Origin of the sequence: Cytobacillus solani (genome assembly GCF_006704205.1) — a bacterium.
GTDB lineage: Bacteria > Bacillota > Bacilli > Bacillales > Cytobacillaceae > Cytobacillus > Cytobacillus solani.
The window spans coordinates 3,905,233-3,926,278 of record NZ_CP041305.1; the positions used below are offsets into that span (position 1 = coordinate 3,905,233).

General features: G+C 35.3%; 24 protein-coding genes, 1 pseudogene and 1 riboswitch. Of the genes and pseudogenes, 17 read left to right on the forward strand and 8 right to left on the reverse strand.

Annotation, left to right across the window (positions count from 1 at the left end; translation table 11 throughout):
* Positions 1-63 precede the first annotated feature (63 nt).
* Together FI644_RS19585 and FI644_RS19590 are read left to right on the forward strand one after the other, a co-directional pair.
* Positions 64-345 carry a DUF1450 domain-containing protein gene (locus tag FI644_RS19585; protein WP_053477565.1) on the forward strand — a complete coding sequence of 94 codons (282 nt, stop codon included), beginning with the start codon at positions 64-66 and terminating at the stop codon, positions 343-345.
* Positions 346-351: 6 nt separating this feature from the next.
* Positions 352-1,584 (forward strand): hypothetical protein, encoded by a 1,233-nt coding sequence (locus tag FI644_RS19590; protein WP_053476555.1) that lies wholly within the window; start codon positions 352-354, stop codon positions 1,582-1,584.
* Between the two features lie 57 nt (positions 1,585-1,641).
* Here the strand turns inward: FI644_RS19590 and FI644_RS19595 are convergent, their stop codons facing one another.
* On the reverse strand, positions 1,642-1,800 hold the full coding sequence (locus FI644_RS19595; protein ID WP_082620704.1) for a VanZ family protein: 159 nt from the start codon (positions 1,798-1,800) through the stop codon (positions 1,642-1,644).
* A gap of 130 nt (positions 1,801-1,930) precedes the next feature.
* Here FI644_RS19595 and FI644_RS19600 point away from each other — a divergent pair, with 130 nt between their 5' ends.
* Positions 1,931-2,980 carry a DUF418 domain-containing protein gene (locus tag FI644_RS19600; protein ID WP_142108741.1) on the forward strand — a complete coding sequence of 350 codons (1,050 nt, stop codon included), beginning with the start codon at positions 1,931-1,933 and terminating at the stop codon, positions 2,978-2,980.
* A pseudogene (locus FI644_RS19605) lies at positions 2,971-3,230 on the forward strand (sensor histidine kinase); the annotation flags it as partial. The gene FI644_RS19600 and the pseudogene FI644_RS19605, both read left to right, overlap by 10 nt.
* Positions 3,231-3,359: 129 nt before the next feature.
* Here the strand turns inward: FI644_RS19605 and FI644_RS19610 are convergent.
* The gene (locus FI644_RS19610; protein WP_053476552.1) at positions 3,360-3,554 is read right to left on the reverse strand and encodes a hypothetical protein; all 195 of its coding nucleotides are present in this window, start codon (positions 3,552-3,554) and stop codon (positions 3,360-3,362) included.
* A 66-nt stretch (positions 3,555-3,620) separates the two neighbouring features.
* Complete coding sequence (locus FI644_RS19615) at positions 3,621-3,986, reverse strand: Na-translocating system protein MpsC family protein (RefSeq protein WP_379998740.1); 366 nt, start codon at positions 3,984-3,986, stop codon at positions 3,621-3,623.
* A 239-nt stretch (positions 3,987-4,225) separates the two neighbouring features.
* Positions 4,226-4,361: riboswitch (cyclic di-AMP (ydaO/yuaA leader) on the forward strand.
* A gap of 345 nt (positions 4,362-4,706) precedes the next feature.
* Here FI644_RS19615 and FI644_RS19620 point away from each other — a divergent pair.
* The 4 genes from FI644_RS19620 (at position 4,707) to uvsE (FI644_RS19635) (ending at position 9,290) form a co-directional block, all read left to right on the forward strand.
* On the forward strand, positions 4,707-6,044 hold the full coding sequence (locus FI644_RS19620) for a TrkH family potassium uptake protein (protein ID WP_053476551.1): 1,338 nt from the start codon (positions 4,707-4,709) through the stop codon (positions 6,042-6,044).
* A 97-nt stretch (positions 6,045-6,141) separates the two neighbouring features.
* Positions 6,142-7,095, forward strand: coding sequence for a UV DNA damage repair endonuclease UvsE (gene uvsE / locus FI644_RS19625; RefSeq protein ID WP_056685227.1), 954 nt, complete (start codon positions 6,142-6,144; stop codon positions 7,093-7,095).
* A gap of 193 nt (positions 7,096-7,288) precedes the next feature.
* Complete coding sequence (locus tag FI644_RS19630) at positions 7,289-8,305, forward strand: DUF3231 family protein (protein ID WP_053476549.1); 1,017 nt, start codon at positions 7,289-7,291, stop codon at positions 8,303-8,305.
* A gap of 19 nt (positions 8,306-8,324) precedes the next feature.
* Positions 8,325-9,290 (forward strand): UV DNA damage repair endonuclease UvsE, encoded by a 966-nt coding sequence (gene uvsE, locus FI644_RS19635; RefSeq protein ID WP_053476548.1) that lies wholly within the window; start codon positions 8,325-8,327, stop codon positions 9,288-9,290.
* 208 nt (positions 9,291-9,498) lie between these two features.
* Here the strand turns inward: uvsE (FI644_RS19635) and FI644_RS19640 are convergent, their stop codons facing one another.
* Entirely contained in the window at positions 9,499-9,921 is a 423-nt protein-coding gene (locus tag FI644_RS19640) for a pyridoxamine 5'-phosphate oxidase family protein (protein ID WP_053476547.1), read from the reverse strand.
* Positions 9,922-9,934: 13 nt separating this feature from the next.
* On the reverse strand, positions 9,935-10,300 hold the full coding sequence (locus FI644_RS19645; protein WP_142108742.1) for a carboxymuconolactone decarboxylase family protein: 366 nt from the start codon (positions 10,298-10,300) through the stop codon (positions 9,935-9,937).
* Positions 10,301-10,506: 206 nt separating this feature from the next.
* Here FI644_RS19645 and FI644_RS19650 point away from each other — a divergent pair, with 206 nt between their 5' ends.
* Positions 10,507-10,752 carry a transcriptional regulator SplA domain-containing protein gene (locus tag FI644_RS19650; RefSeq protein ID WP_053476545.1) on the forward strand — a complete coding sequence of 82 codons (246 nt, stop codon included), beginning with the start codon at positions 10,507-10,509 and terminating at the stop codon, positions 10,750-10,752.
* Positions 10,749-11,777, forward strand: a complete 1,029-nt coding sequence (splB, locus tag FI644_RS19655; protein WP_056685221.1) for a spore photoproduct lyase — start codon at positions 10,749-10,751, stop codon at positions 11,775-11,777. Before FI644_RS19650 ends, splB begins: the two co-directional genes overlap by 4 nt.
* Positions 11,778-11,871: 94 nt before the next feature.
* Here the strand turns inward: splB and FI644_RS19660 are convergent, their stop codons facing one another.
* Positions 11,872-12,810, reverse strand: a complete 939-nt coding sequence (locus tag FI644_RS19660) for an AEC family transporter (protein WP_056685218.1) — start codon at positions 12,808-12,810, stop codon at positions 11,872-11,874.
* 115 nt (positions 12,811-12,925) lie between these two features.
* Here FI644_RS19660 and FI644_RS19665 point away from each other — a divergent pair, with 115 nt between their 5' ends.
* The 3 genes from FI644_RS19665 to FI644_RS19675 all read left to right on the forward strand — a co-directional run bounded on the left by FI644_RS19665 (position 12,926) and on the right by FI644_RS19675 (position 14,490).
* A complete protein-coding gene (locus tag FI644_RS19665) occupies positions 12,926-13,678 on the forward strand; it encodes a YqcI/YcgG family protein (RefSeq protein WP_053476542.1) in 753 nt (250 codons plus the stop codon).
* A 111-nt stretch (positions 13,679-13,789) separates the two neighbouring features.
* Positions 13,790-13,963, forward strand: coding sequence for a hypothetical protein (locus FI644_RS19670; protein ID WP_053476541.1), 174 nt, complete (start codon positions 13,790-13,792; stop codon positions 13,961-13,963).
* A 197-nt stretch (positions 13,964-14,160) separates the two neighbouring features.
* Positions 14,161-14,490: a DUF378 domain-containing protein gene (locus FI644_RS19675; protein WP_053476540.1), complete on the forward strand. Its 330-nt coding sequence runs from the start codon at positions 14,161-14,163 to the stop codon at positions 14,488-14,490.
* Between the two features lie 130 nt (positions 14,491-14,620).
* Here the strand turns inward: FI644_RS19675 and FI644_RS19680 are convergent, their stop codons facing one another.
* Positions 14,621-15,049 carry a YugN family protein gene (locus FI644_RS19680; RefSeq protein ID WP_053476539.1) on the reverse strand — a complete coding sequence of 143 codons (429 nt, stop codon included), beginning with the start codon at positions 15,047-15,049 and terminating at the stop codon, positions 14,621-14,623.
* A 199-nt stretch (positions 15,050-15,248) separates the two neighbouring features.
* Between FI644_RS19680 and FI644_RS19685 the strand changes: the two genes are divergently transcribed.
* The 4 genes from FI644_RS19685 (at position 15,249) to FI644_RS19700 (ending at position 19,739) form a co-directional block, all read left to right on the forward strand.
* On the forward strand, positions 15,249-16,181 hold the full coding sequence (locus tag FI644_RS19685; RefSeq protein WP_053477563.1) for an MBL fold metallo-hydrolase: 933 nt from the start codon (positions 15,249-15,251) through the stop codon (positions 16,179-16,181).
* A 123-nt stretch (positions 16,182-16,304) separates the two neighbouring features.
* Positions 16,305-16,901: an AAA family ATPase gene (locus FI644_RS19690; RefSeq protein ID WP_142108743.1), complete on the forward strand. Its 597-nt coding sequence runs from the start codon at positions 16,305-16,307 to the stop codon at positions 16,899-16,901.
* An 879-nt stretch (positions 16,902-17,780) separates the two neighbouring features.
* Positions 17,781-18,803, forward strand: a complete 1,023-nt coding sequence (locus FI644_RS19695) for a polysaccharide deacetylase family protein (RefSeq protein WP_082620679.1) — start codon at positions 17,781-17,783, stop codon at positions 18,801-18,803.
* Positions 18,804-18,911: 108 nt separating this feature from the next.
* On the forward strand, positions 18,912-19,739 hold the full coding sequence (locus FI644_RS19700) for a DUF2935 domain-containing protein (RefSeq protein ID WP_053476537.1): 828 nt from the start codon (positions 18,912-18,914) through the stop codon (positions 19,737-19,739).
* Positions 19,740-19,774: 35 nt separating this feature from the next.
* On the opposite strand, the gene bcbE is transcribed toward FI644_RS19700, so the two are convergent.
* On the reverse strand, positions 19,775-21,031 hold the full coding sequence (bcbE, locus tag FI644_RS19705; protein WP_053476536.1) for a bacillibactin exporter BcbE: 1,257 nt from the start codon (positions 21,029-21,031) through the stop codon (positions 19,775-19,777).
* Positions 21,032-21,046: the final 15 nt, after the last annotated feature.

The window sequence follows — 21,046 nt, forward strand, 5'->3', positions numbered from 1 at the left end:
TTAATGCAGTTAATAATTATATGGTTTATAAAAGATTCCAACTTAATAAGGAATGTGACTGCTATGAAACGATTGACTAAATTATTTTCAAAACAAAAAAAGGTTCAAATTGATTTTTGTGAAAAAAATCTTGATCGGTTTTTAAACGAAGAAAATAGCCCTGATTATGAGCGTTTCCTGAATCAGAATCATATTCAATATAAGGAATACAGCTGTCAAAGCAAATGTGAGCAGTGCAAGAAATCCCCATATGCGATTGTAGACGGTGAGTTCATTGCAGCAGAAAATTCCGATGAACTCTTAGGAAGGCTTAAACATATCGCAAGTAACAATAATAAGGAGTAGAGAGCAGTGCCAAGATTATTTGTTCATTTTACATTTTTCTTTTTTACGCTAACAGCTTTGTCAGGTGTTTGGATGCGTATTGTCCCATTTAATCCGACTACTTCGATTCCGTATGAAAATGTGCTTCATGGGCATTCCCATTTAGCTATTCTAGGATGGGCATTTTTGGGTGCGTTTATTATTTTCCTGTCTGTATATTGGCGTACGATTAGGCAGCGGAATCAGGCAATCGCACTGACCATGACGTTATTTTTTACATCCCTATTGATGTTTGCCGCTTTCTTATACCAGGGGTACGGTATCATTTCTATCGTCATGTCTAGTATTCATATTTTTGTAGAATATTGGGCAGCAGTATTTATTTTACGGCAATTAAAAATTCAGAATGAAGTGCCAAAGTCAGGGTTATTATTTATTAAAGCCTCTTTATTAACATTAGTTATCTCATCATTTGGCCCATTTTCACTTGGATATATTTCGGCAAACGGGATTAAGGATTCGATATTCTTTGATGTTGCGATTTATTTTTATTTGCACTTTCAATATAATGGCTGGCTATATTTATTCTTAGTCGGTATGTTTATCATTCTTGTCCATTCGAAAAATATTTTTATTCAAAGCTCTTTTATAAGCTATGGATTTTGGTTCTATATAATCTCCTTGTTCCCAAGTTATTTTTCTAGTATTTTGTGGGTCGATTTAGGTGAAATCAGTATGATCCTTGCAGCTATTGGGAGTATTGGACAATGGATTGGAGTTATTTTTACCTTGGTTGCTTTTAAAGCAATTGGAGGAGAGCTTGCCCGTCACTTTTCGAAATTTACTATAACTTGTCTTTACATAACCTTTTTGTTGTTGTTTTTTAAAAGTACAATGGAGTTAGGATTAATATCGCCTACTTTAGCAAATTTAATCTATGATACGAGAAGTATTGTTATAGGTTATTTACATTTTACTTTATTAGGCTTTGTTAGTATTTTTATTTTAGCTCAATATCAGATGATGAATATTATCACTTCTAAATGGTTATCTATTCTCGGTTTTTCAATTTTTTTTGCAGGATTCCTTCTAAATAAACTTCTATTATTCGGCCAAGGACTTCTTCAATGGCTTGATTTTCCAAGATTAACTTTTGATACAGGTGGCCTTTTACTTGCAAGCGGCCTACTATTAATTGGGATTCTCATTCTTTGGCTTTCTTTTTTTCAGAAAAATAATAACCGTCTAGTAAATCATTAGTTGAATAAGAAAAAATAAGCCCGTTCGCAATGAATAAAAGCGAACGGGTTTTGCTGTTTAATAGAGCTGAAATATTCTTTTGAATGCAGGATAAAGTAAATAACCAATAAAAATTCCAAACAGATTTAAAATAAGATCGTCAATATCTAAACTGCCGCGATGTGTGATAAATTGCAGAATTTCTATTAAAGAAATGAATAGAAAAGGTATTTCTATTGGATGGCTCCGTTCGTAAACGGAGTTATTTTTATTTAAGGTTTATGTAAGGTTTACATTCATTTCGTGTAAGGTAGGTGAGCTATGATGATTATACAATTATAAAACAATTATTAAGGAGTTTAACAGAATGAATCCATCCATTACACAAAAAGAGAGAATCATTTCATTAGACATTATACGTGGAATTGCGTTATTAGGTATTTTGTTTATTAATGTAGGAGCATTTAAGATTGTTATAGAAGGGGGGCCAATGCCAAACTATAGCGGGATAAATGGCGTGATTGACATTTTAATTGATATCTTTATAGAAAAGAAATTCTTTTCGATTTTTTCATTTTTATTTGGAATCGGGTTTTATATATTCGCTTCCCGTGCTGAAAGCCGTGGAGACAAGCCAAGACTACGATTTTTCCGACGTTTAATGGCTCTGTTATTGCTGGGGATTATTCATATATTTATTTTTTGGGGTTCGATCCTAGCAATATATGCCATCATAGGTTTATTTCTTATCCCTTTTTACCATGCAAAGATATCGATAATAGGCAAATGGCTTGGGGTAATCATAAGTCTTCATATTATTTCGAACCTAATTATGCTATATGTTTCTGATATAGGTATATTAACTAATATTATTGCGTTTCTTGCTAATGATGTAATTGCCATCTTCATTATGTTCTTATCAGGATTTTTGGCTGCAAAAGCAGAATGGATTATGCATATTAGCAAGTGGTCCAAACAAATTAAATGGATACAAGCGGGGACATTGCCTCTATTTATTGGATTCTCTATTTGGATATGGTTTTCTTCCCAAGCAAAAAGCCAAAGTCTCGATACAATCATTTCATTAGGTGTATTGCCTACGACTTTATTTTACTTATCTACCTTATTTTTAATCTTAGAAAATAAACTCATTGCGAAATTTCTCCAGCCAATTGCGCGTGTAGGACAAATGGCTTTTACTAATTATGTAGCACAAAGCATTATTGGGCTGGTAATCATCTCAGTTTTAGGTCTTGAGGCTGTATCACCAAATGATATTATCATCATTTCAGTTTTGATTTATGCCCTCCAAATCATCTTTAGTGTCATTTGGTTTAAGTACTTTAAGATGGGACCGCTAGAGAAGGTATGGAGATTTATGACCTATGGAAGAATGAGTAACCTAAAATCATCGTAAAAGTCGAAAAGAATGCTAGAACGACTATTAGGATTGAGGATCAAGGAAAAGGAATAAAAAAGAAGAATTGGACAGAAATTTTGACCGCTATTATCGGGGCACAAATACTGGAGAATCACACAAAGGATCTGGTCTAGGAATGGCAATTGCGAAGGATATCATTAGGGCACACAATGGTGAAATAAACGTCAAAAGTTCACTTGGATGTGGGACAACGATTGAAATTTTTATAAGGACTGTAATCAAATAGTTAAAATCCAGTGAAACAAGTAAGGTAACATTAATAAACCTGTCAAAACCCTTTTATAACAAAGGTGTATTGACAGGCTTTATATTTTCTATAGATTGCAATGTTTATATTTTCTATAGATTGCAATGTTTATATTTTTCTAGAAAATAGCTTTAGTAACGGATGCATTTTCCTATCTATGATTTTTAACTCATTCATTAATAAATCATCCTGATGCTCAGCTAACCATTTCTTTAGTTCATGTTTGTCCTGACAATGGGTTAAATAAGTTTGTCCGCCTTTTCCGACAGCGTTAACAATAAATCTACAAGAGGATTTCCTCATGCTTTCCCGCCTTTAATAAAAAATATGAATGTCCGTCAATTCTGTGAAGTGAATAATCTATAAATATCAGCTGAAACATTTCTCTAAGTCTTTATCCATAATGAACACTTCAATTCTTTCTCCAGTTTTTGTACTAATATCGCTATGAGAAGATAGAACCTTGCAGCCAGTGTGATGTTCTACGATGTTTTCATAATCTTCACTGTACATTTCACGGAGAAGCGATCGCATTTGTTTTACAAGTTTTTTACCAGAAGTATTATTGACAAGATGTTTTTCTTCAACAGTAAGGACACCTTTAAAACGGATGATTAGCATATCATTGATAATATAAGTTTTGGCTTCCTGTGGTCCTCTACCGATTAGATTACGCTGGAATTTAATAAATGCTGCACTTATTTCAGCTTCTAATTTCTTTTTAGAATTTAACATAATGCCTCCATTAGTCTTCTGATTTTCATGAAATTTATCATAATGTCCACGCTTCATTCTTGTCAAGATAAAATTATGTTGATTAAGTTTTCGAAAAACAAAGGAATAATTAGCAAGGTCGAGTTTTTATAGTGTTATCTTATGAAAATGAACGGATATAGATAAATAGGACAATTTATTGACAAAAAAGGGGGTTTACAAAGATTTACAGCTGGCGTAAAATACTTCCATAAATAATAATTTGATATCGGCCAAATCTCAATTTTGAGAACGGAGGACCCAATTTTTGGGGTTAATTCTGCATGCAGAAGGGATGAGTTACTCTTTCGCCATCCTACCCGTCAGCTAACTTCGTCGGCTAAAGCGAAGGAGGTCATAAGACCACCTTAATTCAGGGGGCTTTTTTGTTATGTGAAAGCAAGGGAGCAGCCTGACTAATACGTAGGTCTTTTTGTTATGCGTATGAATATTAAAGTTTCTTGGAAGACGGAACGCAAAGAGAGTTTAATGACTTGCTGGGCGTTAAGTAGACCATGATTACTTTCTCTTTATAAAGAATGTGGAAATGCAAAATTTATCAAACAACAGTCAGGTGCGTGATAGTCTTTCACGACATGACCAGGACAGATATTGCATGCCATATTTTGGAGAAACGTTATCATGGTCTTTTTGTGTTCAGTTTATTGGTATTAAATAGGTCAGAATAGTCAGGAGATAACAATGAAAAAACATAAATTCAATCTTGATCCTCCAAAACTTCTTGTTTTGGGCTTTGCAGCTGTCATTCTAATAGGCGCGTTACTATTGACTCTCCCCGTTGCTACAGAAGATGGGAAAGGTCTTTCATTCATTAATGCATTATTCACTGCCACATCTGCCACTTGTGTAACAGGTCTTGTAGTGGTAGATACGGGTGATACCTTTACAATGTTTGGTGAATTGGTGATATTATCTCTTATTCAAATTGGCGGTCTAGGATTTATGACATTTGCCACTTTTTTATTTCTTCTTCTTGGAAAAAGGATTTCATTGAAAGATAGATTACTTTTGAAAGAAGCTGTTAACCATCTTTCCATTGCAGGTGTCGTAAGGTTAGTGAAACGAATTCTGCTTTTTACTGCTTTGATTGAGATGGCAGGTGGAATCATTCTTTCTATTCGTTTTTCTCTGGATATGCCAATAGGGAAAGCGATTTATTACGGCTTCTTTCATGCGATATCCAATTTTAATAACGCTGGCTTTGATTTAATGGGCAACTTTCAGAGTTTAACGTCCTATGTAGGAGATCCAACAGTAGTTCTTACGATTAGTGCGTTAATCACACTTGGTGGATTAGGTTTTCTTGTAATGAATGATTTGTATGAATATAGGGAGACCCGCCGGCTATCCTTACATTCAAAGGTTGTAATTTATACAACATTAATGCTAACGATCGGAGCAGCGATTTTCATTTTTCTCTTTGAATTTGGAAATGTTAAAACAATAGAACCGCTATCCATTCAAGGAAAGGTATTAGGCTCTTTGTTTCAAGCGGTAACCCCAAGAACGGCAGGTGCTAATACGTTGCCGATAGGGGATTTAACACACTCGACTTTATTTTTGACAATCATTCTAATGTTTATTGGTGCAGGTTCTGGATCAACAGCAGGGGGAATCAAAATAACGACCTTAGCCGTCTTAGCAGCTGCAGTTTGGACACAGATCAGGGGAAAAGAAGATGTTGTGCTTTTTAGACGCAAAATTGTGATGGAGACGATATTAAAGGCCCTTACAGTTACCGTAATCGGACTATTTATCGTTGTTACAGTAACCATGATTCTATCCATTACAGATAGAGGGCACAATTTTATTATGTATCTCTTTGAAGCTACCTCAGCTTTTGGAACTGTAGGGCTTTCCATGGGATTAACACCAGAATTATCTTTGATGGGAAGAATTATAATCATTTTAACTATGTTTGCTGGGAGAGTCGGTCCTCTTACCATTGCACTTGCAATAACAATGAGACGTAAGCGGGATGCTTTTCATTATCCAGAGGGAAAAATAATGATTGGTTAATTTGCTAGGACAAAGGGAGAGGAAAAATTGTCTAAGCGGGTGTTGGATAAGAAAACGAAATGGAAATTCCGAATGATAAGAAATAAAGGAGATATCAATGAAGATTCGATTTGGCTATGTGGCAAACGCATTAGGTTTATGGGATGCGAGTCCTTCAAAGTCCTTAACATTTGCTCGCTATTCGGCACTTCCTAAGGATGAACGGATGGATAAGGTAAAAGAAGTAACTGCACAAAATATACATCATACAAAGAGAATTCTATATTATAACATGGCACATGAAATAGAATTGTATCGGTTCTCAAGCTCACTTGTTCCACTAGCCACTCATCCAGAAGTTATGTGGGATTTCATGACACCGTTTAAAGCAGAGTGGGAAGAACTAGGACAAATAGTAAAAGATCAAAAGTTACGTCCAAGCTTTCATCCAAATCAATTTACATTATTTACAAGTCCGCGGGAAGAAGTGACAGTGAATTCGATTAAAGATATGCAATTTCATTATATGATGCTTGAAGCCATGGGGATTACCGAACATGCGATCATTAATATTCATATTGGCGGAGCATATGGGGATAAAGAAACGGCTTTAAGACGATTTCATCAAAATATTAAAAGCTTGCCTACTCATATAAAAAAATTAACAACACTTGAAAATGATGATAAGACTTTTAATATAGTAGAAACACTCCGTACTTGTGAGAAAGAGAATATGCCAATGATCCTTGATTATCACCATTACATGGCAAATAAAGGAAATGGTGACCTTTCACAGTATTTGCATCGAATTTTTAACACGTGGGAAAATTCTGGGCTCATTCCGAAGGTTCATCTTTCTTCACCAAAGTCTGAAAAGGCATTTCGATCTCATGCAGATTTCGTCTCATTGGATTTTGTCCTTCCTTTTTTGAAAATGGCTAGAGAACATAATACCGATATAGATATTATGATAGAGGCAAAACAGAAAAATCTTGCGATGCAAAAGCTTGTAGAAGAAATAGCCACTATCCGTGGAGTAAAACGGTTAACAAGCTCGTCATTAGTATGGTAAACGGGACAGAAGGGCAAGAATATTGTCCTTTTTGTTTTGGTTATGTAGCTAGGTAAACTTTTAATGCATGAGACTAAAATTAATGAAAGATTATTCAACTAGATATCATCATATCCTTGAGTCATAATTATACGCTAATTGGCAAATAATATTTTTTATATCAAAGAAAATATTATTTGGAGGGAATACAGTTATGACTGTCCATCATCCTCAATTGACTTCTTCTGAAATTGCTTGTTTTTGGACTTCTTACTTGAATGATAGTATGTCCCAATGCGTCTTAGGGTATTTTTTAGCCACTATAGAAGATGAAGATATACGTCCGATTATTCAATTTGCTTATAATCTATCTTCCACCAACATAGAAAAGATGACTCGCCTATTTCAGGAAGAAGCCATTGCATTACCAATAGGATTTACTGAAAGTGATGTGAATTTAAATGCCCCACGCTTATATACGGACCCTTTTATGCTTTCGTATATAGCTCATATGGCAAAAGTTGGGATGCTTGCGTATGGTGGATTTGTTTCTATGAGTGCTAGGAAAGATGTAAAAAAATATTTCATGGAGGGTCTTCAAAAAACTTCGGATTTATTTGATAAAAGTACGGATGTTTTACTTTCTAAAGGTTTATTTATTAGATCACCTTATATTCCCTATCCAACTAAAACAGATTATGTAGACAGTAAAAAGTATTTAAGCGGGTATTCTCTTTTCAGTAAACAAAGACCACTGAATGCGGTCGAGATCTCACATTTATATATGAATGGGTTAACGAATCAAATTGGAAGTAAGCTATCACTTAGTTTTGCACAAACTTCTCCAAATAAAAATATTCAAAAATGGATGTTAAGAGGAAGAGATATTTCACAAAAGCACTTGAAAATATTCGCAGATGCTCTCAATAATAATAATGTACAAGCACCTGTTTCAGCAGATGTCTCTATTACTGATTCAACAATCCCACCATTTTCAGATAAACTAATGATGTTTCATATGGCATTATTAAGTGCAGCAGGAACAGGCAACTATGCAACATCAGCAGCTGCAAGTCAACGAACCGATCTAGTATTGAATTATGAACGACTATCTCTTGAAGTTGCAATATACGCCAAGGATGGAGCGGACATCATGATTAAGAATGAATGGATGGAACAGCCGCCCACTACATCTGATAAAGATAAACTCGCCAAGAAAAAAGAGAAATAGTTATGTGAGGATGTGGAGAATGACGATTGTAAGACTTGGCTATGTGGCAATGAGTATGGAGTTAAAGAATGCTTCTCCTTCGAAAACAATGACCTTTTCACAGTTTCAGAAGATTGAAGATCGTGAGGCAGCGGTTCGAAAACTAGAGAGAATTTCGATATCAAATCTTGAAAATACATTGAGACTGCTCAGGCATAATGCAGCATCATCCATTCACTTTTATCGCTTAACTTCTCGGCTGATTCCGTTGGCTAACCATGAGGAATTGCTTGACTGGAATTATATGAAGCCGCTTAAGGCGTTATTAAAGGAAATTGGGGATTTTTCTAAAAAACATCAGATGAGGATTGATTTTCACCCAGATCATTTTGTCGTACTTAATTCTCATAAAGAGGATGTTTTGAAAAATTCTATATTAACACTTATAATGCACTATCGTTTACTAAAAGGAATGGGAATCGATCCTACACACCGGTGTGTCATGCATGTTGGTGGCAACTATAATGAAACTGAACAATCCCTTGAGCGATTTATAGAAAATTGGATGGATGTCCCAAAATCAATCCAAAAAATGATCATGCTTGAAAATGATGACACTAGTTTTAACCTTGAAGATACGCTGTACTTGTGTGAAAAGCTCGGAATTCCTCTCGTTTTTGATTACCATCACCATCTAGCATTATACCAAAATCCTCGTTGGGAGGTAAATTGGGAACGAGTCGTGGATACGTGGAAATACTCGCTACTTCCACTGAAAATCCATATATCAAGCCCAAAATCTGAAGAGAAGTTCCGGCATCATGCTGATTATATTGATCTTTCCTTGTTCTTTGACTTTTTAAAAGAAGTGAATGGGTCAATTCCACAAATTGATTGTATGATTGAAGCAAAAATGAAAGATCAAGCACTTTTTCAATTAATGGAAGAAGTAAAGCAGAGGAATGATGTTGAGTTGATTGATGGATCTAGTTTTAAATTATTATGAAAAAATCATTTTTATATGCTCATACTAAATACGAATGAAAATTGTCTGTATAGAAAAAAGGGAAGTTGTAGTGAGGCACTAACAAATGGTTTTGAACTCATTTTAATCATTACTCTGATGGCAACATGGAAATTTAAGGAAAGTGCTGGGTGGTTAATCATTATAAATAAATGATAGGGACGGGGAATTTTCCCTGTCCCTTGACTCTTTACAAAATCAGTTCTTGTGATGGCTCTCCATGAATGTTTAAGAGCCGAATCACTTCTGGCTGTATTTGAAGTAATACATAATTGGGATCTTCAGGTCCATCAAACCAGTTAGAAAAAGATTCGTTCCATAATTTTGTTTTGACTTCTGGGCTGTCTTTTATCATCGTTTTTCCGGAAATTTCAACATAGGCATCTTCTAGCCCTTTGTCTTCAAATCCAAGGAGAATAGAAACTGAAGGATTTTTTTTCATTTCTTCTATTTTTTCAGTACCCTTCTTCGTAGGTGTAAATAAGGTCAAATCATCATTATAAAAAGTCATATATCGTGAATGGGGTTTATTATTTTCAACTGATGAAAGGACCCCAGTCCGATGGTTAGAAATAATCTTAACAATTTGTTCCTTTAAATCTTTTTGGACCATGCATTCTACTCCTTTATTGCTTTCTTTGGTTCAATTCCCCAATACATTCTTGAACAAGAGTAACTCCCTGACTCATGGATGCTCCACCGCCAAAAGCTGCTGTTACACCGACAGCTTCAAGAATTTCTTGTTCAGAACATCCTTGGTCAAGGCAGCCCTTTGTATGGTAAATAATACAATATTCATCCTGTGCGTGAAGACTAATCCCTAGTGCGATTAATTGCTTCTCTCTTTGAGTTAACGAACCTTCTTGAAAGCAAGCTTCGGTAAAAGAATTAAAATGACTGGCAAATTCAGGCATTTTTTTCATAAACATGCCGAGTCCTTCTTTGTATTTAATAAGTGCAGCTTCAGTAGAGTTCCTAGCCTCAAATGTCATTTTGCAATCAACTCCAATTTCATATTTAGGTGTATCAAAGGTTATTATGAGCTGATTAAAGAACTTTAAACAAAAAAGTTCTATTCGCCAAGTTTAACACTTTCCATAAAAAAGAAAACATAAACTCAAGAACAAAAGGCAAAATTGTATAGAGAGATAACGGGACAAAGAGATAGGAACCTTGTCCCAATTAATGAGGTGAGATAATGAATAATTTTCAAGCAGGCGATGTTGTTTATGTTTTCTACCGAAATCCGCATACACAGGATGTGGCAAATATTCAAGCGGCAGCTGTAGTGAATAATCCTGATAAACCTAACGAGTTGGCTTTGTTTTTATATGAGACCTATTATCCTTTATCAAATGAAATGGCTGTTTATTCCACTGAAGAAGAGGCAAATGCTGCTTATAATTATTATTACGGAGATTTGTCTGAAGGGGTGTTAGAATGAATAAACCGTTTACACCTAGACTTGTATATTTTGAGCCACAAAGCTTAGATTATCCATTAGGAAAAGAACTACTGGAAAAATTTAAAAAGATGGATGTGGAAATTCGGTATACTACTTCTCACAACCAAGTAAGGAATCTCCCTGGTGATAATGATTTACAAAGATACCGGTTGGCAAAGTCAACGCTCGTTGTTGGTATTCGAAAAACATTAAAGTTTGATACGTCAAAGCCATCAGCCGAATATGCCATTCCATTTGCAACAGGGTGTATGGGACATTGCCACTATTGCTATTTACAAACAACGATGGGGAGTAAACCATATATTCGAACTTACGTAAATGTGGATGAAATTCTAGAAGCCGCCGATAAATATATGGAAGAGCGGGCACCAGAGCTGACAAGATTTGAAGCGTCCTGTACATCTGACATTGTAGGGATAGACCACTTAACCCATTCCTTGAAAAGGGCAATTGAGCACTTTGGAAAATCTGAACTTGGAAAGCTGCGATTTGTCACAAAGTTTCATCATGTCGATCATCTGCTTGATGCGAAACATAATGGAAGGACAAGGTTTCGCTTTAGTGTAAATGCAGATTACGTCATTAAGAACTTTGAGCCGGGGACTTCTCCTTTAGAAAAAAGAATAGAGGCGGCAGGGAAAGTTGCAAGAGCGGGATATCCCCTTGGCTTTATCGTCGCCCCCATTTACCTGCATGAAGGCTGGGAGGAAGGTTACTATCATATGTTTGAACGATTAGAAAAGGAACTGCCTCCAGAAGGGAAAGAAGATTTAACCTTTGAGTTCATTCAGCATCGTTTTACAAAACCAGCAAAAAGAGTCATTGAAAAGAACTATCCAATGACAAAATTAGAGTTAGATGAAGAGAAGCGACGATACAAATGGGGAAAATACGGGATTGGTAAATATATTTATCAAAAAGAGGAAGAAGAGGATTTGAAAAGTCATCTTTTTGAATATATGAAAAAGTTCTTTCCGAATGCAAAACTTGAATACTTCACTTGATCAAAAATCTGCCTTGATAAAAGGATGTGTAACTAAAATGTAGGTACACCATGTGATACAAACACTAAATAAATTTTTACAAAGTCAATATGCATTAAAAATGAACATAAATAATGTTTAGAATCAAATATAGCAATGGGATGGTGACGATACATAGCAAAGTAGTGATTAATACACCTAACGAAGCAAATAAAGTGTCTGCACCATATTTCTGTGAGAACAGTGTGATCGTTGGGGCAGCAGGCATTCCAGATACGAGAATGGCAGTAATCAGCAATGAAAACGGAAAAGATATAAAAGCAAACGGGAGTAATAAAAAGGGAATGAATAACAGTCTAGCTATTGCCATTTTCCATAAGTATCTATTTTTGATCGATAGAAAAAGATCTTTATAATTTACATTGGCGACCAGGCTGCCAATCAGCATCATGGAAAGAGGAATTGTCATTTTGCCCACGCTTTCTAATCCACTAGAAACCATTACAGGCAAATTGACTGGAAGCAGAAAAAGAATAAGTCCGACGAATGTAGAAAGAATTCCAGGATTCAAAAAAATTTGTTTCCAGTTGATTGTACTATTACTAAATAGGAATATTCCGTACGTCCATATGAGTATTAAATAACATAAATTAAAGATAGTTAAATAAATAATTCCTTGCTCTTCAAAAAGAATGAAACTAACAGCATAGCCAATAAACCCTTGATTCCCAAAAATAATCAAGCCCTCATATACATTTTTTTGTTTCTTTTCAAGCCTCGCCCGTTTTTTCATCCACTTTGCTAAAAAGCAAGAAAGGACAAGGATATACATAGACATAGAAATGAGCCAAAGAAAATCTTTTACAATATCGACGGAAAATGAAATATCTAATGAGAATAAAATGAGGGCAGGTAATGTGATAGATAAAATCAAATGTGTCAGCACATCATTGGCGTGTTCATTTAAAACTCCTTTTTTCCTTACAATAAACCCCAGAATCCCAATACCGTACAGTACAAACATTTCTTGCAAAAAAACTCCTGCAGAAGACATTGTATCACCCCTTGCTACTATATGTACTAAGTATCAGGGACGTTAATTTCCCCTTAAAATGAAACACTCTTAGCATCCTCAATTAATATGATGAGGGGAGGAGGGGATAGTTCAAATGCAACTATTAGAAGGAAAACAAATTGAAAGTGTTCCCTATTTATTAGATCAACAATGGCAATATGAGGCATTTAAACATTTTAAAGAAAAAATGTCCGATACCAATGGTCCTTTTCCATGTATCCCTGCTACTATTGGTTTTAAATTAAATCACTTTAGATATGGTTTTTTAGGTGATCCGAGGCTAAAAGAAACGTCAGCTGAACTAGCTGAATTACTTAAAACCTTTGGTCAAAATTCGAAAAGTTTTGGTCACTATACATCATTAATTGCTATATTCCATACACCAGAAGATTTAATTAGAAAATATTCATTAGCAGACTATCGTCTGCTATTTTGGTCTCTATTAAGTGAAATAAGTAAATTAGACGAAAGAGAATGGCCACCTCATATCCCGCGAGATCCAGAACATCATGTTTGGGAATACTGCTTTGGAGGAGAGCAATACTTTATGTATTGTGCTACACCCTCTCATAAGAAAAGGAAAACCAGGCATTTTCCTTACTTTATTTTTGCCATTACTCCACGTTGGGTGTTGGTAGAATTCAATTCAGCGATTGAATCAGCAAAAAAGATGAGAGAAAAGATACGAGAAAGAATTGTTAATTATGATACTATAGAGATTCATCCAGATTTAAATCTATATGGAAGCAAAGGGAATTTTGAATGGAAACAATATTTTCTTAGCGATGATCTCTCAACCCCTTCCCGCTGTCCTTTTACATCGTTTCATGCAGACAAATTTGAGTAAAGAGTAAGTTCCCAAATCCTCTAACTGTTTAAGACAGTATAATTCCCCTTTCGAAGGTGAAAATAAGAGTGGTGATACACACCACTACCTGCGATGTGGAGGGAAATAACAATGAAAATACGTGAAGGGTTAATACCTACTGCATTAGGATCAGCTGTCACAGCAGCGGGATACGCAATGAAGCAACAGCGTCGTTCAAATAAAATGATTGCCAATACAGTTTTTGGTTTTGGCTTAGCACACGTAGTATTAGGTGTTATTGACCTAGTTGAACATCGTCGTTAAGAAATGTCGAGTACCATTGGTACTCGACATTTTCAGTTCAATAAAGCTGTTTATTTAGTAGTTAATAATGACAAAACTTATTTGTATGAAACTTGTTATTAATACAAAGGATAGTAATGTATCTTAGACGATGCTTAGATCCAATTTATCAAAAATAATCTTTCATTATCGTGCTATGAAAAGGAGATGTCATGTAAATGAGGACTTTACAACGTATTGCTTTAGCGCTTACCATTATTGGTGCGCTCAATTGGGGTCTAATTGGATTTTTTAATTTTGATTTGGTTGCTGCTATATTTGGTGGACAAGACGCTGCTTTTTCAAGAATTATCTATAGTCTTGTTGGACTAAGTGGAATCGTCTGTCTGTCTCTTCTGTTTAAAGAGTGGGAAGAGAAAGATACTGTCACAACAACAAATCGTCAGGGATACGGAAAAGTCAATTACGGGACGGAGTTTGCAGAAGAAACAGATTTATCAGATCTAAGCGATCGTTCATTAATAACGGACGACGATAAAAAAGAATAATACAATATATTTTAAAAAGTCGAGTGCTTACGAACTCGACTTTTAATCTTATTGATTGTCTTAATTAAGATATTGGAATTATTTGTATTGTAAATATCCTTTGGGAGCTAAACACTTGTCTGCAAACTTGTTATGAGCTTAAGAGTGTATCAATCGAATTTAAAATCCGGTTAATTTTCTCTTCTCCTGCCAATTCCCATCTACTCTTATCTCTTATGTACCCATCTTTATCAAGAGGCTCCTGAAATTGAGTTAGCCCTGTTGTACCTGTCAATAAGGAGTGTTCATCATAATCCAAACCAATATTTACTACATGTTTAATTACATAAGGTGTACCAAATTCAATATAGGCACTCGAATGATCTAATGCTCCCTCCAGAACATTAATCGGAACTCTTAAATAAATAGTTTCACCACCCTCACGCCATAGAACCGCGTCAAATTTCCCCTGGTGGTAGTCAAAATTACTGCAGAAACTGCATCCGTTTAAGTCAAATAAATCTTTTACAATGCCAAAATAAGCTCTTTTTCCTTCTATTTCAGACTGCAGCTTTATCATAATTATTCACTCCTGTAAAAATGTTTGTTACTATTTTGTACAAAAAAGTGAAATAAATACCAATAAGAATTCTCGATGAAGTTGAAGAAAGCAGGAGCTCTCTTATGTGTATTTCTTTATTAAAGCAAGGAATAGGATATCTACCAATTTTTTGCTATGATAAGGAATATGAAAAATTTTTGTTGGTGAGGAAATGATTGTGAGAAAACGATATGAAAATTTGGATCGTGTAGAGAATAATCATTCATTTAAGGCATTGTCCCAGTGGCGAAAGGAACGTCGAGCGAAAGTTAAGAATTTAACGATCCAGATTCCACAGGCTGAAAACAAAGAAATAGAGGCGCTTCAACTTAATCGTGACAAGGCAAGTATAACTTGGATAGGTCATTCTACTTTTCTTATCCAGTTAGATGGGCTAAACATATTAACGGATCCCGTCTGGGCGAAATGGCAGGGCACAGATAAGCGGCTAACAAATCCAGGAATTGCAATAGAGGAATTGCCGGAAATTGATATGGTTGTTATTTCACATGGTCATTATGATCATTTGGATTTTGGTTCGATTCGCCGTTTAAAAGGGAATCCAACCTATTATGTTCCACATGGATTAAGAGGACTTTTTGTCAAAAGAGGTTATCACAAAACAGTTGAGGCAAATTGGTGGGATTCATTTGCTAATCAAAATCTTAAAATAACTTTTGTTCCGGCCCAGCATTGGACACGGCGTAGCTTATTTGATACAAACTCTTCTCATTGGGGAGGATGGATAATAGAAGAAGCATCCTCTGGCAAAACGATCTATTTTGTTGGTGATACCGGTTATTTTCGCGGTTTTAAGGAAATAGCAAAACGATTTCATTCTATTAATTATGTGTTAATGCCAATCGGAGCGTACGAACCTGAGTGGTTCATGAAAACCTCACATATCAACCCAGAAGATGCGGCTAAAGCATTCAGAGAATTAAACGCCTCCACCTTTATCCCGATGCATTATGGTGCATATCGTTTAGCTGATGATACAGGCCCAGAAGCACTTGATCGTTTGTATAAAGAGTGGGAACACCTCAAATTGAACAAGGAACAGTTGCGTGTGCTTGATATTGGCGGTACTTTATGGATGGACGCTGAGTAGGAATTGCTTTAGAAGATCGAGTATAGAGGTTAAAGGTAAGGATTTTTTGTGAATTCATATAATAAATTCAAATTGAATATACCTATTTTCAGTCGGTTAATAGTGAAACTAAAGGATGGTTTTATGATTATTTGGATAAATGGCACTTTTGGTTCGGGAAAAACGACAGCTGCTTATGAACTGCATAGGAGAGTTGAAAATTCTTTTGTGTATGATCCAGAGAGATTTGGATATGTATTTATGAGGAATGTACCGAAGGATTTAGCAAAAGATGATTTTCAGGACTATCCATTATGGCGTGAAGCAAACTATACATTATTAAAACAACTATCTGATGAATTTAAAGGAGTCATTATCGTACCAATGACACTTACAAATGAATTATATTTCTTAGAGATTATCGGAAGGCTCAGAGAAAATAATGTACTAGTGAAACATTTTACATTAACAGCTTCAAAATCTACAATACAAAAACGTCTAAGGAAGAGACTAGAGGGAAAAAATTCTTGGGCTATTCAGCAGATGGATAAACGGTTGAGCAGTTTATCGAATGGCTTATTCAAAGAACATATCCAAACGGATGCTATGTCTATTGTAGAAGTTGTAGAAACGATTGCGAAAAATTCAGGTATCGCTTTGAAGCCAGATAACCGTTCGATATTTAGAAAAATGGCAGATAGATTAGGTGTGAAGGCAAAAGAAATTAGTATTTTTAAATGAACCGATGATAGATTAATGTAAAATTTACAATTGCTTTAGCCTAGTATAATGCTTGGGGATAAATCCTCAAGCTTATTTTGCATTATCTTATCTGAGAAATAAGAAGAAAAGAAGCTATAATTTTTGGGGAAATTATTTTGAAAGCTGGAGGTATTCTCAAAAATTGTCGAATTGGAAAACCCAATTAGTCATGGTGGTAACAATTCTTTTTTAAGACGCATATTGTCAATAATTTTGGGGGCAGAATGATTTTTTTCCTAGATACGAATAAAACAATTTATTGGAGGTAACTTCCAGGTAAATTAAAAAAGTCCGCTTCCATAAAGAAGCGGAAAAGAAAAAGAGACTATGGATCGAGTTGAATTAGTGAAATCAAACGACATATAGTATATGAAGTGAAATATATATACTATATATCGTTAAATGTGATTCTAGCATATTAGCAATGAATTAGCAATAATTTTATGGATATTTCTTAATTTTTACACAATTATCGTCTCTTATGCAATTATTCCTCTAGCATCCTCGCTACTTAATATTCTATTCCATTTGATGAATACAAAAAATATGTGAAAATAATCACTCCATTTTTCCATAAGGAATTGAAAACACTGTAAATATTATGTAGAGTTAAGAGAGTAGATTTATAGCGAAAATTTAATAGTTTTGTAAAATAAAACAGAAATATGACAACTTTTTTTACATCTCTAACGTCTATTTTATAACTACACAAAAGCAATGATTATACAAAACATCCAGAAAATGAAAAGGAGTGATAATTTACTCGTACTTTTGTTATACAACCTGGTTGACAGTAAAGAGTTCTTTATTGTTTATGATTGCTTCTAAGATTAACAAGAAATGGAAAGGTGAATTCTCGTGAGAAGAACAAGGGCAGGAAGAAGTAGAAAATTAATTAAGACAAAGGAAAAAGTAATCATTTCGGCTTTAGTATGTATCGCTTTAGTAGCAATGATTTTACAACCAGGAAGCAATAATGAAGCATTAGCTGTATCTAATTTCAAGCAACCAATTAATATGATGTATTCTTTTATGTCTCAGAGGAATTTTAATCAAGTTGATGAAATGAACGGCTCCATTTATCATTATTTCCGCTCAGTACATCTAAAGAAAAAAGAGGCAGTAAGTAAGCAAGATCAAGCAACTCCTGATGATAAGGTTCCGGACAAAGAGGTGAAAAAAGAAGAAGATACTGAGGCTGAAAAAGATGAGAATAATAATCAGGTAGGTTCAGAGAAAGCCGACAACCAAGGTGTAACACAGGTGCAAGATCATCAGGATGTAAACCTTCAAAAGGTTTATCTAACTTTTGACGATGGACCATCAGCCTATACGACTAGTATTTTAGAATCACTAAATTCACACGGGATGAAGGCAACATTCTTTATGCTCGAACCAAATATGAAAAAGTATCCTGATGAACTCAATCAAATCATTAATGAAGGACATGTCCCAGCATTACATGGGGTAACCCATGACGTATCGAAAATTTATCGTTCGGAGCAAACAGTTGTTGATGAAATGAAACAAGGGCAAGCAACATTATTGAACTTAACAGGGGCATTAACGCATTTAATCCGTACACCTTATGGGTCTGCTCCATATATGAAGCCTTCATATAAAGAGGCGGTTCAAGCGGCAGGTTTCCAATTATGGGATTGGACAATTGACAGCAACGATTGGAAATATCATAACGGTGAATTCGTCGGTCAGGTTATTCAACAAATGGAGAATTACCGATATAAGAGCAGCCCGATTGTTATTCTCCTCCACGATCGCAAATCAACGGCAGAGTATTTGCCATCTCTTTTAAAGTACTTACAATCACATGGCTATGAAACAGATGTTCTTAATGAAAAGCTATCTGCCTATAATTTTTAAATAAGAGTCCCCGGCATCCATTTGTGATGCCGGTATTTTTTTGTCAAGAGGCAGCGTTTTTATATCTGGATTCATGTCATAAAAGACATATACAAACGATAAGCTGTTATGAGTGAATGTAAAAAGGGGGAGTGGAAGTTGGCTGTAAGCTTTGAAAAGACCGCTAAATTTGAGCACCGGTTTTGGCTGCAGGTGCTTGGTGATCATGCTCGTTTTTTGCATGATTCTTTAGCACCACAGGAAACTGAGCTAATTGATGCGGCAAACTATTTTATCCAAACGTTTGATCAGCTATTAGGCAGGGTTGAAGTAGATCATTTAATTGAGTTGAGTGTAAGGGCTGAGGAGGAATCTTTAAAACTAAGAGAGTACAAATTGACTATTATTGAACGGCATCTTGTTGGAAAAGTGACCATTCACCTTGGTCCAACCTTTATTAATCATATGGTAAATGAACTGGATGAATATGTATTACTATTAAAGTATTTGAAAAAAGGGGAAGTGCCTCCAGTATTTCATGAATTACATCATCATTTAATTTGGTTATTGGATGCGGCTGGTCATTCAGGGGCAATTTCAGATAATATGGATCGGATTGAAAAGAAAATTAAAAGTGTAAGTGATGGGTACACAAAGGATTTTGAAGCCTTTTATTTAAAAGCAGTGGAAATGGCTGGATTTTTGCGTACGGGGGTGACCTCTTTCCCGGCGTTAGATAGATTTAATAATGACATTGCAGCAGAAATGAAATTATATATGAATTTTCTTCATGAAATTGAGGAGCTTGAGCTTAGTAAAGAAGCATTAGGAACATTTGCTCCTTTAATGGCTGATCACATGTATAGAGAAGAATGCTATTATTTAACGAAGCTAGCCGAAACAACACAAATAGAAGCACCTAAATGTGACCCGACAAAGCCAAGATTAAAGGAATGAAAAAGGACGAAAAGACCGCAATATACCTATTGCGGTTATTTTTCATCTGGCTTAATAGCTTTAAAGGTGGCTATCGCCGCTACAAGGGCGAGGATGCTTAGTATATAAAACAATGATTTTTCAGCATGCTTCATCAGGACTGCGATTGCAGGAGGACCAGCAGCAACTCCGACAAATCTCATTGAGCTATAAATAGATGTAATCGTTCCTCGTTCCTGTCTTTCTATTCCTTCTGTAATCAAAGTATCCAGGCATGGAAGACCAACACCAATCCCGATACCGCCAAATAGGAATAAGATGATCATAAACCATAAACTATCTGAAAAACTGAGGATAGCAATTGAAATGGCGGTAAGAACGGACCCGCCAAAAATAAGCCATTTCATTAATACTTTATTTTCCTTGATTACTTTCCCGGTTATAAAAGAAGCTGTACATAGAGCTCCAAGCGGGATGGCCAGGAAAAAGCCTTTTTTCACATTTTTTATATCATACGTTTTCTCTAGAATATCTGATAAATAAAACAATACACCAAAAAGAACAAACATCAAGATAGCGCCAATAATAAAAATAGCATATAACCATCTTCCGTTATTCTTAAAGGTTTCTTTAATGTTGGCAAAAAATTGTTTAAAAGGGACTGGCTCGAACTCCATATTTGCAGTTTTCACAAGAAAGATCATAAGTAAAATCGATATTAAACAAAAAACGGGAAATGAAAAAAAAGGTAAAAACCAAATAAATCCTGCTAATAATGAACCGAGTATTGGACTTAATACTTTTCCAAATGTATTAGCTGTTTCAATAATTCCAAGAGATGTACTCATCTCATCTTCATTTTTAAATATGTCTCCTACTAAAGGCATGACAATAGGTGCTGCCCCTGCAGCCCCAATTCCCTGTATCGCCCGCCCAATTAAGATAAGCCAATAAGCATCATTCATTTTCCAAGCAGCCCAGCCAGAAATAAGTCCGCCAATACCAGCTATCAACAGACTAGGGATAATCACTTTTTTCCTCCCAATATGGTCTGAAATGATTCCAGCAACCGGTATTAGGATGATGGCTACGATTGAATACACGGTTAAAATCATGCTTGCTTGAAATGATGAAATGTTTAATTGCTTCTCCATTGCTGGCAAAACAGGGATAAGCATTGAGTTGCCAAGCGTCATTACAAGCGGGATTGATGCAAGAGCAAGGATTGCCCATTTTTTAATGGGAACATCGCCACCGTTTTTCCCATTATTCGAATCCTTACCGTTGCTCTGCAACTTTTCAACATGCTCCATTTGCTATTCCTTCCT

Excerpts from the sequence above, each read along its gene's own strand:
- FI644_RS19585 (WP_053477565.1), top strand. The coding sequence starts at position 64 with ATGAAACGATTGACTAAATTATTTTCAAAACAAAAAAAGGTTCAAATT.
- FI644_RS19600 (WP_142108741.1), top strand. The coding sequence starts at position 1,931 with ATGAATCCATCCATTACACAAAAAGAGAGAATCATTTCATTAGACATT.
- FI644_RS19610 (WP_053476552.1), bottom strand. The coding sequence starts at position 3,554 with ATGAGGAAATCCTCTTGTAGATTTATTGTTAACGCTGTCGGAAAAGGC.
- FI644_RS19615 (WP_379998740.1), bottom strand. The coding sequence starts at position 3,986 with ATGTTAAATTCTAAAAAGAAATTAGAAGCTGAAATAAGTGCAGCATTT.
- FI644_RS19620 (WP_053476551.1), top strand. The coding sequence starts at position 4,707 with ATGAAAAAACATAAATTCAATCTTGATCCTCCAAAACTTCTTGTTTTG.
- uvsE (WP_056685227.1), top strand. The coding sequence starts at position 6,142 with ATGAAGATTCGATTTGGCTATGTGGCAAACGCATTAGGTTTATGGGAT.
- FI644_RS19630 (WP_053476549.1), top strand. The coding sequence starts at position 7,289 with ATGACTGTCCATCATCCTCAATTGACTTCTTCTGAAATTGCTTGTTTT.
- uvsE (WP_053476548.1), top strand. The coding sequence starts at position 8,325 with ATGACGATTGTAAGACTTGGCTATGTGGCAATGAGTATGGAGTTAAAG.
- FI644_RS19640 (WP_053476547.1), bottom strand. The coding sequence starts at position 9,921 with ATGGTCCAAAAAGATTTAAAGGAACAAATTGTTAAGATTATTTCTAAC.
- FI644_RS19645 (WP_142108742.1), bottom strand. The coding sequence starts at position 10,300 with ATGACATTTGAGGCTAGGAACTCTACTGAAGCTGCACTTATTAAATAC.
- FI644_RS19650 (WP_053476545.1), top strand. The coding sequence starts at position 10,507 with ATGAATAATTTTCAAGCAGGCGATGTTGTTTATGTTTTCTACCGAAAT.
- splB (WP_056685221.1), top strand. The coding sequence starts at position 10,749 with ATGAATAAACCGTTTACACCTAGACTTGTATATTTTGAGCCACAAAGC.
- FI644_RS19660 (WP_056685218.1), bottom strand. The coding sequence starts at position 12,810 with ATGTCTTCTGCAGGAGTTTTTTTGCAAGAAATGTTTGTACTGTACGGT.
- FI644_RS19665 (WP_053476542.1), top strand. The coding sequence starts at position 12,926 with ATGCAACTATTAGAAGGAAAACAAATTGAAAGTGTTCCCTATTTATTA.
- FI644_RS19670 (WP_053476541.1), top strand. The coding sequence starts at position 13,790 with ATGAAAATACGTGAAGGGTTAATACCTACTGCATTAGGATCAGCTGTC.
- FI644_RS19675 (WP_053476540.1), top strand. The coding sequence starts at position 14,161 with ATGAGGACTTTACAACGTATTGCTTTAGCGCTTACCATTATTGGTGCG.
- FI644_RS19680 (WP_053476539.1), bottom strand. The coding sequence starts at position 15,049 with ATGATAAAGCTGCAGTCTGAAATAGAAGGAAAAAGAGCTTATTTTGGC.
- FI644_RS19690 (WP_142108743.1), top strand. The coding sequence starts at position 16,305 with ATGATTATTTGGATAAATGGCACTTTTGGTTCGGGAAAAACGACAGCT.
- FI644_RS19700 (WP_053476537.1), top strand. The coding sequence starts at position 18,912 with ATGAGTGAATGTAAAAAGGGGGAGTGGAAGTTGGCTGTAAGCTTTGAA.
- bcbE (WP_053476536.1), bottom strand. The coding sequence starts at position 21,031 with ATGGAGCATGTTGAAAAGTTGCAGAGCAACGGTAAGGATTCGAATAAT.